General features: G+C 48.1%; 20 protein-coding genes, 1 rRNA gene and 2 other annotated features (1 of these 23 cut by a window edge). All 21 genes read left to right on the top strand.

All coding sequences use genetic code 11. The features are described from left to right. Positions 1–97, top strand: a 5S ribosomal RNA gene (gene rrf / locus ACZGCQ_RS15955); the annotation flags it as partial. Between the two features lie 131 nt (positions 98–228). Further along, positions 229–684 (top strand): CtsR family transcriptional regulator, encoded by a 456-nt coding sequence (locus tag ACZGCQ_RS15960; RefSeq protein WP_023466578.1) that lies wholly within the window; start codon positions 229–231, stop codon positions 682–684. A 25-nt stretch (positions 685–709) separates the two neighbouring features. Next, positions 710–1,138: a hypothetical protein gene (locus ACZGCQ_RS15965; RefSeq protein ID WP_029343073.1), complete on the top strand. Its 429-nt coding sequence runs from the start codon at positions 710–712 to the stop codon at positions 1,136–1,138. Then, positions 1,131–2,204, top strand: a complete 1,074-nt coding sequence (locus ACZGCQ_RS15970) for an ATP--guanido phosphotransferase (protein WP_029343074.1) — start codon at positions 1,131–1,133, stop codon at positions 2,202–2,204. The genes ACZGCQ_RS15965 and ACZGCQ_RS15970 overlap by 8 nt, the downstream gene beginning before the upstream one ends. Beyond that, the gene (gene clpC, locus ACZGCQ_RS15975; protein WP_023466588.1) at positions 2,204–4,651 is read left to right on the top strand and encodes an ATP-dependent protease ATP-binding subunit ClpC; all 2,448 of its coding nucleotides are present in this window, start codon (positions 2,204–2,206) and stop codon (positions 4,649–4,651) included. Before ACZGCQ_RS15970 ends, clpC begins: the two co-directional genes overlap by 1 nt. A 76-nt stretch (positions 4,652–4,727) precedes the next feature. After that, entirely contained in the window at positions 4,728–6,104 is a 1,377-nt protein-coding gene (gene radA, locus ACZGCQ_RS15980) for a DNA repair protein RadA (RefSeq protein WP_481266832.1), read from the top strand. 127 nt (positions 6,105–6,231) lie between these two features. Then, positions 6,232–7,317, top strand: coding sequence for a PIN/TRAM domain-containing protein (locus ACZGCQ_RS15985; protein ID WP_023466590.1), 1,086 nt, complete (start codon positions 6,232–6,234; stop codon positions 7,315–7,317). Between the two features lie 132 nt (positions 7,318–7,449). Next, complete coding sequence (gene ispD, locus ACZGCQ_RS15990; RefSeq protein ID WP_481266833.1) at positions 7,450–8,133, top strand: 2-C-methyl-D-erythritol 4-phosphate cytidylyltransferase; 684 nt, start codon at positions 7,450–7,452, stop codon at positions 8,131–8,133. A gap of 2 nt (positions 8,134–8,135) precedes the next feature. Then, positions 8,136–8,618, top strand: coding sequence for a 2-C-methyl-D-erythritol 2,4-cyclodiphosphate synthase (ispF, locus tag ACZGCQ_RS15995; protein ID WP_029343079.1), 483 nt, complete (start codon positions 8,136–8,138; stop codon positions 8,616–8,618). A gap of 43 nt (positions 8,619–8,661) precedes the next feature. Continuing rightward, positions 8,662–10,110 (top strand): glutamate--tRNA ligase, encoded by a 1,449-nt coding sequence (gltX, locus tag ACZGCQ_RS16000; protein WP_023466595.1) that lies wholly within the window; start codon positions 8,662–8,664, stop codon positions 10,108–10,110. Next, positions 10,110–10,328: a binding site (T-box leader), on the top strand. It overlaps the preceding gene by 1 nt. Before the next feature lie 9 nt (positions 10,329–10,337). Next, the gene (gene cysE, locus ACZGCQ_RS16005) at positions 10,338–11,057 is read left to right on the top strand and encodes a serine O-acetyltransferase (protein WP_481266844.1); all 720 of its coding nucleotides are present in this window, start codon (positions 10,338–10,340) and stop codon (positions 11,055–11,057) included. Beyond that, positions 11,011–12,408, top strand: coding sequence for a cysteine--tRNA ligase (cysS, locus tag ACZGCQ_RS16010; RefSeq protein ID WP_481266834.1), 1,398 nt, complete (start codon positions 11,011–11,013; stop codon positions 12,406–12,408). The genes cysE and cysS overlap by 47 nt, the downstream gene beginning before the upstream one ends. Then, positions 12,405–12,809, top strand: a complete 405-nt coding sequence (locus ACZGCQ_RS16015; RefSeq protein WP_023466600.1) for a Mini-ribonuclease 3 — start codon at positions 12,405–12,407, stop codon at positions 12,807–12,809. Before cysS ends, ACZGCQ_RS16015 begins: the two co-directional genes overlap by 4 nt. 85 nt (positions 12,810–12,894) lie before the next feature. Beyond that, positions 12,895–13,659 (top strand): 23S rRNA (guanosine(2251)-2'-O)-methyltransferase RlmB, encoded by a 765-nt coding sequence (rlmB, locus tag ACZGCQ_RS16020; protein WP_035399377.1) that lies wholly within the window; start codon positions 12,895–12,897, stop codon positions 13,657–13,659. Then, positions 13,656–14,186: an NYN domain-containing protein gene (locus ACZGCQ_RS16025; RefSeq protein ID WP_029343083.1), complete on the top strand. Its 531-nt coding sequence runs from the start codon at positions 13,656–13,658 to the stop codon at positions 14,184–14,186. Before rlmB ends, ACZGCQ_RS16025 begins: the two co-directional genes overlap by 4 nt. A 189-nt stretch (positions 14,187–14,375) precedes the next feature. After that, complete coding sequence (gene sigH / locus ACZGCQ_RS16030; protein ID WP_029343084.1) at positions 14,376–15,017, top strand: RNA polymerase sporulation sigma factor SigH; 642 nt, start codon at positions 14,376–14,378, stop codon at positions 15,015–15,017. 155 nt (positions 15,018–15,172) lie between these two features. Further along, positions 15,173–15,319, top strand: a complete 147-nt coding sequence (gene rpmG, locus ACZGCQ_RS16035; RefSeq protein ID WP_023466603.1) for a 50S ribosomal protein L33 — start codon at positions 15,173–15,175, stop codon at positions 15,317–15,319. Between the two features lie 44 nt (positions 15,320–15,363). After that, positions 15,364–15,534, top strand: a complete 171-nt coding sequence (gene secE, locus ACZGCQ_RS16040; RefSeq protein WP_023466605.1) for a preprotein translocase subunit SecE — start codon at positions 15,364–15,366, stop codon at positions 15,532–15,534. 19 nt (positions 15,535–15,553) lie between these two features. Continuing rightward, complete coding sequence (nusG, locus tag ACZGCQ_RS16045) at positions 15,554–16,105, top strand: transcription termination/antitermination protein NusG (protein ID WP_023466607.1); 552 nt, start codon at positions 15,554–15,556, stop codon at positions 16,103–16,105. A 149-nt stretch (positions 16,106–16,254) separates the two neighbouring features. Beyond that, entirely contained in the window at positions 16,255–16,680 is a 426-nt protein-coding gene (gene rplK / locus ACZGCQ_RS16050; RefSeq protein WP_023466609.1) for a 50S ribosomal protein L11, read from the top strand. Positions 16,681–16,797: 117 nt separating this feature from the next. Continuing rightward, on the top strand, positions 16,798–17,484 hold the full coding sequence (gene rplA / locus ACZGCQ_RS16055; RefSeq protein ID WP_023466610.1) for a 50S ribosomal protein L1: 687 nt from the start codon (positions 16,798–16,800) through the stop codon (positions 17,482–17,484). Between the two features lie 55 nt (positions 17,485–17,539). Further along, positions 17,540–17,542 (top strand) — a sequence feature (ribosomal protein L10 leader region) (it continues 149 nt past the right edge of the window).

Below are 17,542 nucleotides of genomic sequence, written 5' to 3' on the forward strand. Positions count from 1 at the left end.
TGGTCACACCCGTTCCCATGCCGAACACGGAAGTTAAGCACTTGAACGCCGAAAGTAGTTGGGGGCTTCCCCCTGTGAGGATAGGACGTTGCCAGGCACTTGACTGATCTGCAGATTGCAGGTCAGTCTTTTTGTGTTTTCTAAAAAGCCTTATCAGTTGCAATTCTTTTTTTAGATGATTACTATTAAATCAAACAATAGTCAAAGATGGTCAGAGAGGTGGTGCCAATGCAAAACATCACAGATATCATCGAAGCCTATTTAAAGCAAATTTTACACGACGAAAAGACGATTGAAATCAAACGTCAAGAAATTGCACAGCGTTTTGACTGTGTTCCATCACAAATCAACTACGTCATCAATACTCGTTTTACGGTCGAGAAGGGTTATTTCGTTGAAAGTAAACGGGGTGGCGGTGGATACATTCGGATTCAAAAAATCGTTGTGCTAGATAGTCACGATCTATTAGATGAAGTCAGTTCATGGATCGGTGATCATTTGACGGAACAAGCTGCAGAAGATTATTTGATTCGTTTGATGAACGAACAATTACTGACGCGGCGGGAAGCTATTTTGATTCAATCGCTGTTGCAAAAAGAGAGTTTGCCAATGGCGGTCGAAGATCAACACCGGATGCGTGCCCACTTGATGCGGACGCTTCTTCAAACCATGAAGCGACTCTAGTCGTCGGACATTGGAGGAATGCATGATGCGTTGTCAACGATGTGGCGAACGAGAAGCAATCGTCCGTGTCAAACTTCCACAAGAATCGGAAACCGATGAGAAGTTTTTATGCTCGGTTTGTGTGCGGGAGTTAGCACGTGAATATCAAGGGACGGCGTGTCCGTCTTGCGGTATGACCCGTCAACAATTGCTTCATCTTCGTAAAGTCGGTTGCCCGACTTGTTATTCATTTTTTAAAGACGAAGTCGACGGCATGGTTCGTCAGTTCCAACACGGTCATACGCAACACTATGGCTCACGACCTGATGAGGAATCCGTGGAAAAACGATTGAACCAGCAGCTCAGTCGACTGAAAGAACAACTCAATCGCAAAATCTTAGCAGAAGATTATGAAGAAGCAGAAATCATAAAACAACAGATTGAGAGTGTCGAGGAGGATTTGCGTCATGTTTGAAGAGTTGCTCCAACACCCTTTAAGCGAATCGATGAATCAATCTTCTCCCTTTGACGACATCGTCGTTTCGACACGGATCCGATTGGCGCGTAATACGACACGTTATCCGTTCTCAACGATGTTGTCAGAAGCACAAGCCAATGCGCTCATCGACGAGACGGAACGCCAACTAAACGGGATGAAAGGGTTTCGATTTGGTCGCGTCGATCAGGCGGATGTCCTGACTCGAACCGCTTTAGTAGAAAAGCATCTGATCAGTCCAGCATTGGCCAGTCATCCACGGACAGGACTCTTCATCAGTGAAGATGAGCAAATCAGTGTCATGGTCAATGAAGAGGATCATTTCCGGATTCAGACGTTATTACCGGGACTTCAACTTGAAGAAGCGTTTCGGATCGCAAAACAAGTCGATCGCTTGATCAGTGAACGATTTAAAATTGCTTTTGATGACACGCTTGGTTATTTAACGACATGTCCGAGTAACGTCGGAACAGGTCTTCGTGCTTCCGTGATGTTGCACTTACCGGGACTGGTCCTGACGAATCAGATTCAAGGCTATATCAAACACTTACGACAGCTTGGATTCGCGATTCGTGGGCGTTACGGCGAGGGAAGCGATGCATCTGGTCGCATGTTTCAACTGTCGAACCAACGGACGCTTGGGGCAAGCGAGGATATGCTAATCACGGACTATCAATTTGCCGTTGAAGCATTAATTGAAGCAGAACAGGCAGCACGAAAAGGATTATTGGAGATGTATCAAGAAGAACTAGAGGACAGACTATATCGTTCCTATGGCATCCTGACATCAGCTCGACTGATTACAGCGCGGGAAGCAACGGAACGACTATCGGATGTCCGCTTAGCAGATAGTCTGGGACTAGAGGTCAATCTTCCTCCAAATCTTTTTCATCAACTGCTCGTATCACTACAAACAGGTTTTCTACAAAAGCATTTCGGGAAACAATTAACATCTAGAGAACGGGACATCGAACGGGCGAAACGAATCCGGACGATGTTAACCGAACAGACAAACAGGGATCACACACAAGGAGGTTTTGCATAATGATGTTTGGACGATTCACAGAACGTGCACAACGTGTATTGGCACTTGCTCAAGAAGAGGCAGTACGGTTGGGGCACCACAATATCGGAACAGAACACATTTTACTCGGACTTGTACGTGAAGGAGACGGAATCGCTGCGAAAGCCTTAACAGCACTCGGTCTCAGTTCAGATAAAATTCAAATGGAAGTCGAAGCATTGATCGGTCGCGGACAAGATGGTGCAACGACGATTCACTATACACCACGTGCGAAAAAAGTCATCGAGTTATCAATGGATGAGGCACGTAAACTAGGTCACTCTTACGTTGGAACAGAACACCTCTTACTCGGATTGATCCGAGAAGGAGAGGGCGTTGCTGCTCGTGTCTTGAATAACTTAGGCATCAGTCTTTCAAAAGCCCGTCAGCAAGTACTCCAGTTGCTCGGGAACAGCGAAACGACAGCAAACGCGTCGCAAGCAGGTTCAGGTGTCGCAACACCTACACTTGATGGTCTTGCTCGTGATTTGACACAACAAGCGCGCGAAACACGTCTTGACCCAGTTATCGGTCGTGCGAAAGAAATTCAACGCGTCATCGAAGTCTTAAGCCGCCGGACGAAGAATAACCCGGTCTTGATCGGGGAACCAGGGGTCGGTAAAACGGCTGTCGTCGAAGGTCTCGCTCAACAAATCATCAACAACGAAGTGCCGGAGACGTTACGCAATAAACGCGTCATGGTACTCGACATGGGAACACTCGTCGCTGGTACGAAATACCGTGGTGAATTCGAAGATCGTTTGAAAAAGGTCATGGATGAGATTCGTCAAGCGGGGAACATCATTCTCTTCATCGATGAGTTGCATACATTGATTGGAGCGGGTGGAGCAGAAGGTGCGATCGATGCATCGAACATCCTTAAACCATCGCTCGCACGAGGCGAACTCCAATGTATCGGAGCAACGACTCTTGATGAGTACCGGAAATACATCGAAAAAGATGCGGCACTCGAACGTCGTTTCCAACCGATCCAAGTCGCAGAGCCAACGACGGATGAAGCAACACAAATCCTATTTGGTCTTCGCGATCGTTATGAAGCACACCACCGTGTGACGATCACAGACGAAGCAATCCAAGAAGCCGTCACATTGTCGGATCGATACATTTCGGATCGTTTCCTTCCGGATAAAGCGATCGATTTGATCGATGAAGCGGCATCAAAAGTTCGTTTACGCTCGTATACAGCACCACCGAACTTAAAAGAAGTCGAAGCAAAACTCGAAGGTATCCGTAAGGACAAGGATGAAGCTGTCCAAAGCCAAGAGTTTGAAAAAGCAGCAAGTCTTCGTGACACAGAACAAAAATTACGCGATGAACTTGAGCGTTTGAAAGAGGAATGGCAGAATAAACAAGGCAACGAAAAACTTGAAGTCACAAAAGATGACATCGCACAAGTTGTTGCCAACTGGACAGGTGTACCGGTCACGAAGATCGCGGAAGAAGAGACGGATCGTCTCCTTCGCCTCGAAGAAATCCTTCACGATCGTGTCATCGGTCAAAACGAAGCCGTTAAATCGATTTCAAAAGCCATCCGCCGCGCACGTGCTGGACTCAAAGATCCAAAACGTCCGATCGGTTCGTTCATCTTCCTCGGCCCTACTGGGGTTGGTAAAACAGAACTCGCACGCGCTGTTGCCGAAGCGATGTTCGGAGATGAGGATGCGATCATCCGGATCGACATGTCAGAGTACATGGAGAAACATGCAACGAGCCGTCTCGTCGGTTCACCTCCAGGATATGTCGGTTACGAAGAAGGCGGTCAATTAACGGAAAAAGTTCGCCGGAAACCGTACTCGGTCATCTTACTTGATGAAATCGAGAAGGCGCACCCAGAAGTCTTCAACATTCTCTTGCAAGTACTTGATGATGGACGCTTAACAGACTCGAAAGGTCGGACGGTTGATTTCCGTAACACGATCATCGTCATGACATCGAACGTCGGTGCAAGTGCCCTTAAACGGAATAAATATGTCGGATTCGCTGTTTCTGAAGATACGGATCGCGAATACAAAGACATGAAAGATAAAGTCATGGAAGAACTCAAACGGGCATTCCGTCCAGAGTTCTTGAACCGGATTGATGAAACGATCGTCTTCCACTCACTCGAGAAACAACACATCGAAGAGATCGTGAAGTTGATGGCGAAAACCCTTGAAAAACGTTTGGCTGAACAGGAAATTCATTTCGAATTGACACCAGCTGCCCTCTCGAAGATCGCTGATATCGGGTACGATCCAGAGTACGGCGCACGTCCAATCCGTCGTGCCCTTCAACGGGAAGCGGAAGACCGGTTGTCAGAAGCATTGCTCGCAGGCGATATCCAAAAAGGAGAACGTGTTGCGCTTGATGTCGAAGAGAACGAATTCATCGTTCGCCGGAATCACGTGAGTTCTGCCGCAACGGAATAAGCACTGAGCACAGGGCCAGCTTTCGCACTTTCTGAGCGAAGCTGGTCCTTTTTTTGAAACAGAAAGGATGAATCGATTGGCTAAGTTAAAAACAAAATTCGTTTGTCAAAGCTGTGGGACCGAATCCCCGAAATGGATGGGACGTTGTTCAGGATGCGGGGAATGGAACACGATGGTCGAAGAAGTCGTTGAAGAGAAAAAAGGGCGGCGCGGTGCCGCTTTCGTTCATACGACGACAAAACAATTGAAGCCAGAGCGCCTCGCGAACATCGTCTCGCAAGAAGAGAGTCGCGTCTTTACCGGAAGTGGTGAATTCGACCGTGTCCTCGGAGGCGGTATCGTTCCAGGTTCGATGGTGCTTGTTGGAGGAGATCCGGGGATCGGGAAGTCGACGATCTTACTGCAGACGAGTGCACGTCTTGCCCAACGTGGCGAAAAAGTGCTCTACATCTCAGGGGAAGAATCACTCAAACAAACTAAATTGCGCGCGGAACGGCTTGGCTTACCGACTCAGGATCTGTTTGTCCTTAGTGAGACGGACATGAACATGATTGAACGTGTCGTCGATGAAGAACAGCCACGTTTTTTAATCGTTGACTCGATTCAAACCGTCTACATTGATGAAATCCAGTCTGCACCCGGGAGCGTGACACAGGTACGTGAATGTACGGCGATGCTGATGAAAATTGCGAAGAGTCGCGGTATTGCGATCTTCATCGTCGGTCACGTCACGAAACAGGGTTCGATTGCTGGACCACGTTTACTGGAGCACATGGTGGATGCTGTCTTGTATTTCGAAGGCGAACGTCATCATACGTTCCGGATTCTGCGTGCCGTCAAAAACCGATTTGGTTCAACGAATGAGATCGGAATTTTTGAGATGCGGGAGTCTGGTCTTGAAGAGGTCTTGAATCCGTCAGAAATTTTCCTCGAGGAGCGGACATCCGGCGTATCCGGTTCGACGATCGTCGCTTCCATGGAAGGGACACGGACGGTCCTTGTTGAACTGCAAGCACTGATTTCACCGACGTCATTCGGAAATCCAAGACGGATGGCGACCGGAATCGATCAAAACAAGGTAGCCTTATTGATGGCTGTGCTTGAGAAACGGTCGGGTCTTCTCCTTCAGACACAAGATGCGTACCTCAAGGCAGCCGGTGGTGTGAAGCTTGATGAACCGGCGATTGACTTGGCGGTTTGTGTCGCGATTGCTTCTAGTTTCCGTGACAAGCCGACGCGTCCGACGGATGTCGTGATTGGTGAAGTCGGATTGACAGGTGAGGTTCGCCGTGTTTCACGGATTGAACAACGTGTAGCAGAAGCGGCAAAACTCGGTTTCACACGGGCGATCATTCCGAAAAATAACTTAGGCGGCTGGACGTATCCGGACGGGATTACGGTCGTCGGTGTTGAGAGTGTGGACGAAGCATTACGTGAAACGATTCCGTTTTAAGCTGGAATGACGCAAAAAATGGGGGAACTGTAATGGATATGTAAACAGTTTCCCCTCCTTCCGGCGTAGGTAGTTCAAATCAGTACATGTTACAATGAACTTAAAATAAGCAAAGGAGGTGAGAAGATTGAAAATCGTCATTCGGGTATTTTTTGCATTACTCGGACTTGCCCTCGGGATTTTGTTGCTTCCTCAGTTCTTCCAATTAATTGAAACGGCAACGAATACGACATTCCCTGCATGGTTGATGAGCGAATACGTAACTGGAACGATTGGTGCACTCATATTCTTATTAATTGGATTATTCATTACGGATTCGGTAATTCGACTTCTCCGATTTTTAGAAGAACGACTCGTCAAAGCCCCAGTAGCAGATCTCTTTTTTGGAACATTTGGTTTGTTGATTGGGTTGGTACTGGCCTTTCTCGTCAGTACATTGATTGATTTAGTAGGTATTCCTGTCCTCAGTAACGTCTTAACAATCTTCGTGACCGCGTTGTTCGGATATCTTGGCTTTACGGTCGGATATCGTAAACGTCATGAATTGACGAAAATCTTCTTACGTAGCAACCAAAGTGAGAAAAAGGCGACGCCAGAAGTCGTCGTCCCAGTTAAATCAAACAGCAAGGTACTTGATACGAGCGTCATCATCGACGGACGAATTACGGATATCACGAAAACCGGCTTCGTCGAAGGAAAACTGATTGTCCCGCAATTCGTCATCGGTGAGTTGCAGTATATCGCCGATTCTTCCGATACGTTGAAACGAAACCGTGGACGTCGTGGACTTGATGTCTTAAAAGAATTACAAGAGATTCCTGGAGTCGAGGTCGAAATTTATGATGGCGATTTCGAGGATGTACCGGAAGTCGATATTAAATTAATCAAACTCGCGGAACTCGTCAAAGGAATCGTCGTCACGAATGACTATAACTTGAACAAAGTCTGTGAAGTCCGACATGTTCCTGTTCTTAACATCAATGATCTGGCGAATGCCGTCAAACAAGTCGTCATTCCAGGAGAAGAGATGACCGTCCTTGTCATCAAGGAAGGAAAAGAACAAAAACAGGGCATTGCCTATCTCGAAGATGGGACGATGGTCGTCGTCGAAGGCGGCAAACACCTGATTTCGAAAACGATTGGCGTTGTCGTCACGAGCGTCTTGCAGACATCAGCTGGACGAATGATTTTTGCGAAACCACAAGAAAAATGAGACACTATGCCTAGAGAGACATCGAGAGGCATTCGGATAGACCCCGTAACGGATTCGATTTCATGATCGAGTCCGTTTTCGATGTGATGGAATGGATCACGATGATCAGTGAGAGAGAAAAGAGGGAATGGGATGTCTACAACCACCTATCGCGTCGTCATCCCCGCTGCCGGTGCCGGTAAGCGGATGGGCGCAGATCGTAATAAATTGATGCTTGAATTGAGAGACCGTCCAATCATCGCTTGGACACTAGATGTCTTCGAGGCAGATCCAGCTTGTACGGAAATCGTCCTCGCGATCAATCCACTAGAACAGGAATGGTTTACAAGTATTATCGCGTCTTATAAGACATCAATTAAACTTGTCGCGGGTGGTGCCGAACGTCAGGAAAGTGTGCTCCGTGGTCTTGAGGCGTTAGAAGGCGAAGGGATCGTTCTGATCCATGATGGTGCCCGACCGTTCATTTCACAAGCAGCGATTCATGCGGTCGTCCAGGCGGCAGCTTTGGATCAAGCAGCGATTCTTGCCGTGCCGATCAAAGACACCGTCAAACGGATTGAAGCGAACCACATCAGCGAGACCGTCCCGCGGGAGCACCTGATGGCAGCCCAGACACCACAAGCGTTTGATCTTGCGACGATTCGTACGGTCCATGAAAAAGCGGCAACGAAATACCTAGGAACCGACGATGCAAGTTTGATAGAATGGGACGGAGGAAAAGTAACGATCGTCCACGGTCACTACGAAAATATCAAGATGACGACACCGGACGATTTGTGGTTCGGTGAAGCGATTCTAATGAAACGAGGGAAATGACGATGATTCGAATTGGACAAGGTTTTGATGTACATGCCTTTGCAGAGGATCGGAAATTGATTTTAGGCGGCATCGAGATTCCGCATACGAAAGGATTGCTCGGTCACTCGGATGCAGACGTCTTATTACATACGATTGCCGACGCAGCACTTGGTGCAATCGCAGCAGGGGATATCGGAAAACATTTTCCGGATACGGATCCGGAATTCAAGGATGCCGATTCAGCAAAATTGTTGCAGCATGTCTACGCGCTCGTTAAACAACAAGGGTATGAGCTTGGCAACCTAGATGCGACAGTCATCGCACAGGCACCAAAGCTCCGTCCGTACATCGACACGATGCGTGCGCGGATCGCGGAATTGCTCGAAGCGGACATTGAACAGATCAATGTCAAGGCAACGACGACGGAATGGTTAGGTTTTACGGGACGAGAAGAGGGAATCGCTTGTCAAGCAGTGATTCTACTGAAACGAATCGAAGAATAAGGTATACTAGATAAGCGAATTTTAGTCGAAGGAGTGATTGGCAATGGCAGAAGTACGAGTACGTTATGCCCCAAGTCCAACAGGACACTTGCATATCGGGAATGCCCGGACTGCATTATTTAACTATCTGTTTGCACGCCATTTAGGCGGTAAGATGGTATTACGAATCGAGGATACGGACCAAAAGCGGAACATCGCAGGTGGTGTCGAGAGTCAAATGAAGAACCTCGAGTGGCTCGGTGTCGATTGGGACGAAGGTCCAGGTCGCGGTGGCGAGTACGGTCCTTATTCACAAATGGAACGTCTCGATATCTATCAAAAGTACACGGATGAGTTACTTGAAAAAGGACTTGCTTACCGTTGCTACATGACATCGGAAGAGCTCGAAGCAGAACGCGAAGCACAAATCGCACGTGGAGAAGCACCACGTTATTCAGGAGCGCACCGTAACCTGACAGCAGAACAAGAAGAAGCGTTCCGCGCAGAAGGTCGCACGCCGTCAATTCGGATTCGTGTACCGGAAGATGTCACGTATACATGGAATGATATCGTTAAAGACGATGTCTCATTCGAATCAAAAGACTTCGGTGACTGGGTCATCGTCAAAAAAGATGGCATTCCGACATACAACTTTGCCGTCGTCATCGACGATCATTTAATGGCGATCAGCCATGTTCTTCGTGGCGATGATCATATTTCGAACACACCGAAACAGATGATGATCTATGATGCGTTCGGTTGGGAATACCCGACGTTCGGTCACATGACATTGATCGTCAACGAATCACACAAGAAACTCTCGAAACGTGATCACTCGATCATTCAGTACATCGAGCAGTATAAAGAGCTCGGTTATCTCCCGGAAGCATTGCTCAACTTCATCACGCTTCTCGGTTGGTCTCCGGTCGGCGAACAAGAAATCTTCACGAAAGAAGAGTTCATCGAAATCTTTGACGCGGATCGTCTCTCGAAGAGTCCAGCTGTCTTTGACCAAAACAAATTGGCTTGGATCAACAGTCAGTACATGAAACATCAATCGTTCGAAGAAGTATTCGAAGCCAGTCTTCCGTTCTTACAAGAAGCAGGTCGCGTCGAAGCGTCGCCTTCAGAAGAAGAGCTCGCTTGGGCACGTGATCTTGTCGCGTTATACCGCGAACAGATGACGCATGGCGCGGAAATCGTCAAGCTTTCAGAGATGTTCTTTGAGGACGAAGTGGTGTATGATGAAGAGGCAAACACTGTCTTGAGTGGCGAGACGGTTCCGACTGTACTTGCAGAATTCGCGAACCAGTTACGCGCTCTCGAAGAGTGGACACCAGAAGCAATCAAAGCATCGATCAAAGCGACGCAAAAAGCGACTGGTCAAAAAGGTAAAAACTTGTTCATGCCAATTCGTGTCGCGACGACAGGACAGACACATGGTCCAGAACTCCCGAACACGATTCAATTACTAGGAAAAGACCGTGTGCTTGCACGGCTTGAAGCAGAATAACGAAAGCGTAGACGAGGAAAGTAACGATGCGTCTTCTTCTCCAGAGACAAGCTCGAATGGTGCGAGGGCTTGAAGAAGCGAATCATGAAATGCCCCTCTGAGTGCTGCCCGAAATCCGTGAGAGTAGGCGCAGACGTATCTCCGGCGTTAACGGACGTCGAGAGGGACGAGTCAATCGTCCAAACAGAGTGGGACCGCGCTTCGTTAGCGTCTCTGTGCAGCAATGCATAGAGGCGCTTTTTCTTATGGAGAGGAGAACGTATATGACACGGATACGAGAAGATATCCGCAATGTGTTTGAGCAAGATCCAGCTGCCCGCAGCACGTTAGAAGTTATTTTGACATACCCGGGCTTACATGCAATTTGGATGCATCGCCTGGCACATCGACTCTGGAAAGCGAAGTTTCGCTTGCTCGGTCGATTGATTTCGCAGTTCAGTCGCTTTTTGACAGGCATCGAGATTCACCCAGGAGCAACGATCGGACGCCGATTCTTTATTGATCACGGAATGGGTGTCGTCATCGGTGAGACGACGATCATTGGTGATGATGTCACGTTGTTTCAAGGCGTGACACTCGGCGGAACGGGGAAAGAAACAGGAAAGCGTCATCCGACGATTGAAGACGGCGTACTGGTTTCTGCCGGTGCCCGTGTCCTTGGTGATATCACGATCGGGGCATACTCAAAAATCGGCGCCAGTTCCGTCGTCTTAAAACCTGTCCCTCCGAACGCGACAGTCGTCGGCATTCCGGGACGTGTCGTCATTCAGGACGGCATGAAAGTCGAAGCACCACTCGATCATCGTTTCCCGGATCCGGTCAGCGAGTGCCAAGAGCGGATTGAAATGGAACTAGAAGTATTAAAACAAGAAATTGAACGGATTAAAGGAGGGCGACGTCATGATTCAACTGTACAACAGCATGACCGGAAAAAAGGAACCATTTAAACCATTAGAAGAAGGAAAGGTCAAGATGTATGTCTGTGGCCCGACGGTGTACAACTACATTCATATCGGGAACGCACGTCCAGCCATCGTCTTCGATACGGTCCGTCGCTACTTCACATACCGCGGATACGAAGTCAAATATGTCTCGAACTTCACGGACGTCGACGATAAGATCATCCGGACAGCGAACGAACTCGGAGAAGACTATCATGCGTTGACGAAACGTTTCATCGAGGCGTATCACGCGGATACGGGCGCCTTGAATGTCCAAAAAGCGGATATTCATCCGCTCGTCACGGAAACGATGGACGATATCATCGCCTTCATCGAAGTTCTCGTTGAAAAAGGCAATGCCTACGCCTCAAGCGGAGATGTCTACTTCCGGACGCGTAGCTTCGATGATTATGGACAATTGAGCCAACAGTCGATTGATGAATTGCGTGCAGGCGCACGAATTGAAGTGGGAGAGAAAAAAGAAGATCCACTTGATTTCGTGCTCTGGAAAGCAGCAAAACCAGGCGAGCCGGCATGGACGAGTCCATGGGGCGAAGGACGACCAGGCTGGCACATCGAGTGCTCGGCGATGGCGAAGAAATACCTCGGTGAGACGATTGACATTCATGCTGGTGGACAAGACTTGAAGTTCCCGCACCATGAGAATGAGATTGCCCAGTCAGAAGCATGCAACTCACAGAAGTTCGCAAACTACTGGATGCATAACGGGTTCTTGAACATCGAAAACGAGAAGATGTCGAAATCACTCGGTAACTTCTTGACGGTTCATGAAGCAATCCAAGCAGTCGATCCGATGGTATTACGCTTCTTCATGCTATCGGTTCAGTATCGTCATCCGATCAACTACAGTCGGGAACTGATCGACCAAGCAGCGAATGGTCTCGCACGGATTCGGGAATCGGTCGCAAATATCGAACATCGTCTTGAGATGACGGCCGATCTCGGAACAGGTGACGAGAAGTGGTTGAACCGTCTAGCAGCGATCAAGGAACACTTCATCACATCGATGGATGATGATTTCAACACAGCGAACGCTGTGACGGATTTATTTGATCTCTCGAAAGAAGCTAACCTATACCTCGGAGAAGCACATGTGTCGAAACAGGTGCTCGAACAGTTCCTCGCACTCTTCTCGGAATTATCAGGTGTCCTCGGTGTCACGTTGACAGTCGACAAAGGCTTACTCGATGAAGAAGTCGAACAGTTGATCGAAGAGCGGAACACAGCCCGTCAAAATCGTGACTTCGCACGAGCGGACGCAATCCGTGATCAGCTACGTGATCAAGGGATCCTGCTCGAAGACACAGCACAAGGGATGCGGTGGAAGCGCGGATGAAGAACTACAAACAACTCAATGCACTCGCGTTAGCGTACATGGGCGATGTCGTCTATGAGATTCGTGTGCGGGAGCGATTGCTCGAACAAGGTTACGTGAAGCCAGGTGAGTTGCACAAAGCAGCTGTCCGGTACGTTCGGGCACAAGCACAAGCGACGGTCGTGACGCACTGGTTGAATACGGATGCGTTGACGGAAGAAGAAGCTGCGGTCGTCCGACGTGGGAAGAACGCGAAATCCGGTTCTGTCCCGAAGAGCACGGACGTCCACACGTATCGCTACGCGACAGCATTTGAAGCATTGCTCGGTTATATTTATCTTTCAGAAGGAGGGGATCGCCTTGAAGAACTCATCGGACAAGCGTTCGAATTACTCGAAGCCGAAAAAACAGACGAATCCTAAGGCTACCGGTGCGAAGCCGAAAACGAAGGCGCAGCGTCCAGCGCAAGAGAAGCGAAAAGCCGCTCCGGTCAAGGAACAGCCCGTCGTGATTGAACCGCTCGAAGAAGGACAAGATTTCTTGTCAGGTCGTAATCCGGTCCTAGAGGCATTACGGAGCGGACGAGAAATGAACAAGCTGTTCTTGCAGGAAGGACAACAAAAAGGACCGCTTGCCGTCATCCATGCGATGGCGCAGGAAGCGGGCATTCAAATCCAGCTCGTCCCGCGTTCACGGTTAACCGGTTTAGCTGGAACGGAAAATCACCAAGGTGTCGTCGCCGCGGTTGCAGCGTATGAGTACGCTGAGATGGAAGATATCTTCGAGCTTGCCCGTCAAAAGGATGAAACACCACTCTTGATCATGCTTGATGAACTCGAGGATCCCCATAATCTCGGATCGATCTTGCGGACGGCAGACGCTGTTGGAGCTCACGGGATCATCATTCCGAAGCGTCGCTCAGTCGGATTGACGCAAGTCGTCGCGAAGGCATCAACAGGCGCAATCGAACATATCCCGGTCGTTCGCGTGACGAACCTCGCTCGGACGATGGAGGATCTAAAGAAACAAGGCATCTGGTTCGTCGGAACCGATGCACGTGAAAGTGACGACTACCGGACACTCGATGGTACGATGCCGCTCGGAATCGTCATTGGAAGTGAAGGAAAAGGAATGAGCCGACTCGTCCGTGAGAAATGTGACTTCCTCGTCCACCTCCCGATGGCAGGACATGTCACGTCGCTCAACGCATCGGTTGCGGCTTCGCTATTATTATATGAAGTCTATCGGACTAGAAAGCCGTATGCGCGATGAAATATGATCGCCTCATCGTAGATGGCTACAATATCATTGGCGCATGGCCAGAATTTCGGACGTTGCGGGAGCAAGACTTTGAATTAGCAAGGGAACGGTTGATTCATGCGATGGCGGAGTACCAAGCCGTCACAGGGATCAGCGTTACGATCGTCTTTGATGCCTATCTGCAACCAGGACGTGAGTCTCGGATGCTAAAAAGCGGAATCGATATCGTCTATACACGAGAAAACGAGACAGCGGACGAGTGGATCGAGAAAACAGCGGCTGACTGGCTGCAGGATATTCGGGTCAAGCTGACGGTAGCGACGAACGACTACACGGAGCAATGGGTCATTTTTACGCTTGGAGCACTCCGTATATCGGCGCAGGAACTCCGGAGAGAGTGGAAAGCAGCAGTTGCCGTCATCAAGCAACAGACGACGTCTGCGAAGACGACGGCTCAACCGCGTTCGAAGATTGATTTACCGGAAGACGTCATCGCGCGCCTCGAAGCGATTCGTCGACGAAAGAATTCAGATACATGATATGAACCATTCGCATGAGCAATCCACCGTTCTCCTTCATTCGAAAGAACGGTGGATTTTTTTGTAGAAAAGATACATTTTGGATACAACAAAAGAGGTCATGCCAATTTTCATTGTCGTGCCACAGGTAATTATTGTATAATTAAAAACAATTGAACTATTCGTCAATGATGCTTGGAGGGATACAGGATGAGTTTGGTTTCGTTCGACCAGTTTGAGTGCATGACCGATGAAGCGCTTGTAGAACAAGCGAAAGAGTTCGATAACAGCGATGCGCTCGAATTTTTGATCGAGCGGTATCGAAATTTCGTACGTGCCAAAGCCCGTTCTTACTTTTTGATCGGGGCAGACCGAGAAGACATCATCCAAGAAGGAATGATCGGTCTCTATAAGGCGGTACGGGATTACCGAACGGATAAGCTCGCCTCGTTTAAAGGATTTGCCGAATTATGCATCACGCGACAGATGATCACTGCGATCAAGACGGCGACACGTCAGAAACATATCCCGTTGAACTCGTACATCTCGCTCGATAAACCGATCTATGACGATGAATCGGAGCGGACGTTACTTGATATCATTACGTCGACAGCACCTTCTGATCCACAAATCTTGATCATCAACCGGGAAGAATACGCAGACATCGAATCGAAGATGGATGAGATTCTGAGCGACCTCGAACGGAAGGTCCTCGCGCTCTATCTCGACGGACGGACGTATCAGGAAATCTCTGACGACCTCGATCGTCACGTCAAATCGATCGACAATGCCTTGCAACGCGTCAAGCGCAAGCTTGAGCGTTATCTTGAAGCACGAAAGATGACGGTCTAACAGAGAGGTAGATTGACCGTAATCCCTTCCTATGCTACTGTATAACTAGCGCCTTACTAGCGAGACGCCGCTCATAGGCGTTTTTTTTTACGCTCTTTTTCGGAAGGAAAGTACCTTAACAGAAGAGAAGAGTGGCAAAGAAGGAGGACTTTGAGATGGCGAAGAAAGTAGGCCTTGCTTGTGATAATTGCGGTGCCCGCGACTATACGACGATGAAAAAAGAGGACGTCACTGTCCGCTTGGAATTGAAGAAATTCTGCCGTCGTTGTAACGCGCATACGATTCATAAAGAAGCGAAATAAGGCTTCATCTGTCCCGATTTATTACATCCTGGAGGGAAAGTACGATGAAATTTTTGCGTGACGTATGGAATGAATTGAAAAAGACGAGCTGGCCAAAACGGAAAGAGCTGACGAAATACACATTGACGGTCATCGGTATGGTGATCTTCATGGGTGTCTTCATCTTCGGCGTCGATTCAGGGCTTAGCGCATTGATGAGCTGGTTGATTAAGTAAAAAGAAGAGGTGGCCTACCATGGAGAAACAATGGTTTGTCGTCCAAACGTATTCCGGATTCGAAAACAACGTCAAGGCGAACCTTGAACGTCGGATTGAATCCATGAACATGGACGAAAAAATCTTCCGTGTACTCGTTCCGATTGAAACAGTACAAGAAGAAGTAACGAACAAAAAGGGAGAAACGAAAATCAAGGAACGAGAAGTCAAGATCTTCCCGGGGTATGTCCTCGTCGAGATGGTCATGACGGATGATTCTTGGTATGTCGTCCGGAATACTCCGAACGTCACAGGCTTCCTCGGATCAGTCGGCGGCGGTTCAAAACCGACACCACTCCTTCCAGAAGAAGCAGAAAACATTCTTGGATCAATGGGTCTCGTTGATCTGAAGAGCCGTTACGACTTCTCACTCGGACAAATCGTCCGAATCAAAGAAGGAGCTTTCGAAAATCTCGAAGGTACGATCGAGGAGCTTGATACAGATGCTGAGAAGATGAAAGTCTCTGTTGATATGTTCGGTCGCGAAACGAAGGTCGAGCTTGATTTCGCGCAGGTCGATAAAATCGATTAAGTTTCCTATTGCGAATGTTTTGTTTTAATGATACAATTTTTCGTGTTTGATGTTGTGCTTATTTCGATAAATAACTCGTCGAATAGAATGAGTGGGAGGACGCGCAACGTCCAATTAAACCACATTAAAGAATTAAGGAGGTGTGTCTCGTGGCGAAGAAGGTTATGAAACTCGTAAAACTTCAAATTCCTGCGGGCAAAGCAAACCCAGCTCCACCAGTTGGACCGGCACTCGGTCAAGCAGGTGTGAACATCATGGGCTTCTGTAAAGAGTTCAACGCTCGTACACAAGACCAAGCCGGCTTGATTATCCCTGTAGTCATCACGGTTTTTGAAGATCGTTCATTCACATTCATCACTAAAACTCCTCCAGCAGCAGTTCTCTTGAAGAAAGCAGCTGGAATTGAGAGTGGTTCAGGTGAACCGAACCGTAAGAAAGTAGCGACAGTCAAACGTGACAAAGTTCGTGAAATCGCTGAAACAAAAATGCCAGACCTTAACGCATCATCTGTTGAAACAGCAATGTTGATGGTTGAAGGTACTGCACGTTCTATGGGTATCGTAATCGAAGACTAATGTCTTTTTGATTACCATGAACAACGATGAGGGTCGCAGGCGGATAGTTTCTTGAAGCCTGCTACCCTTTCATTATGTGGGAGGATTTTCCGCACAACCACAAAGGAGGAACCTAAAATGGGTAAGAAGTACAAAGAAGCTGCTAAGCTTATCGATCGTACGGTTTCATACGAACTCGCAGAAGCTGTAGATTTGACTAAAAAATCTGCAACTGCGAAATTCGATGAGACTATCGAATTGGCTGTTCGTCTCGGAGTAGATCCGAAGAAAGCAGACCAACAAATCCGTGGAGCAGTCGTATTGCCACACGGTACTGGTAAAACACAAAAAGTCCTCGTCTTCGCGAAAGGTGAGAAACTTAAAGAAGCGGAAGCTGCTGGAGCAGATTACGCTGGTGATGCTGAGTACATCAACAAAATCCAACAAGGATGGTTCGACTTCGATGTTATCGTTGCGACACCAGACATGATGGGTGAAGTTGGTAAACTTGGTCGCGTTCTTGGACCAAAAGGCCTCATGCCAAACCCGAAAACAGGTACAGTTACATTTGACGTCACAAAAGCAATCAACGATATCAAAGCTGGTAAAGTTGAGTACCGTGTCGACAAATCAGGTAACATCCACGTTCCTGTCGGTAAAAAATCATTCGATAACGAGAAACTCGTTGAGAACATCAACACAGTTATCGAAACTCTCGTAAAAGTTAAGCCTGCTACTGCTAAAGGTGTATACCTTAAGAACATCGCGATCGCTTCTACAATGGGTCCTGGTGTAAAAGTATCTTCAGCTGACTTCGCGAAATAATTTCGTCTAAAACGAACTTGACAACGTTCTAAGAACGCTGTTACAGTATAAAACGTTG

It is taken from the genome of Exiguobacterium sp. HSB13 (assembly GCF_056764755.1).

Excerpts from the sequence above, each read along its gene's own strand:
- ACZGCQ_RS15960 (WP_023466578.1), top strand. The coding sequence starts at position 229 with ATGCAAAACATCACAGATATCATCGAAGCCTATTTAAAGCAAATTTTA.
- ACZGCQ_RS15965 (WP_029343073.1), top strand. The coding sequence starts at position 710 with ATGCGTTGTCAACGATGTGGCGAACGAGAAGCAATCGTCCGTGTCAAA.
- ACZGCQ_RS15970 (WP_029343074.1), top strand. The coding sequence starts at position 1,131 with ATGTTTGAAGAGTTGCTCCAACACCCTTTAAGCGAATCGATGAATCAA.
- clpC (WP_023466588.1), top strand. The coding sequence starts at position 2,204 with ATGATGTTTGGACGATTCACAGAACGTGCACAACGTGTATTGGCACTT.
- ispD (WP_481266833.1), top strand. The coding sequence starts at position 7,450 with ATGTCTACAACCACCTATCGCGTCGTCATCCCCGCTGCCGGTGCCGGT.
- ispF (WP_029343079.1), top strand. The coding sequence starts at position 8,136 with ATGATTCGAATTGGACAAGGTTTTGATGTACATGCCTTTGCAGAGGAT.
- gltX (WP_023466595.1), top strand. The coding sequence starts at position 8,662 with ATGGCAGAAGTACGAGTACGTTATGCCCCAAGTCCAACAGGACACTTG.
- cysS (WP_481266834.1), top strand. The coding sequence starts at position 11,011 with ATGATTCAACTGTACAACAGCATGACCGGAAAAAAGGAACCATTTAAA.
- ACZGCQ_RS16015 (WP_023466600.1), top strand. The coding sequence starts at position 12,405 with ATGAAGAACTACAAACAACTCAATGCACTCGCGTTAGCGTACATGGGC.
- ACZGCQ_RS16025 (WP_029343083.1), top strand. The coding sequence starts at position 13,656 with ATGAAATATGATCGCCTCATCGTAGATGGCTACAATATCATTGGCGCA.
- sigH (WP_029343084.1), top strand. The coding sequence starts at position 14,376 with ATGAGTTTGGTTTCGTTCGACCAGTTTGAGTGCATGACCGATGAAGCG.
- rpmG (WP_023466603.1), top strand. The coding sequence starts at position 15,173 with ATGGCGAAGAAAGTAGGCCTTGCTTGTGATAATTGCGGTGCCCGCGAC.
- secE (WP_023466605.1), top strand. The coding sequence starts at position 15,364 with ATGAAATTTTTGCGTGACGTATGGAATGAATTGAAAAAGACGAGCTGG.
- nusG (WP_023466607.1), top strand. The coding sequence starts at position 15,554 with ATGGAGAAACAATGGTTTGTCGTCCAAACGTATTCCGGATTCGAAAAC.
- rplA (WP_023466610.1), top strand. The coding sequence starts at position 16,798 with ATGGGTAAGAAGTACAAAGAAGCTGCTAAGCTTATCGATCGTACGGTT.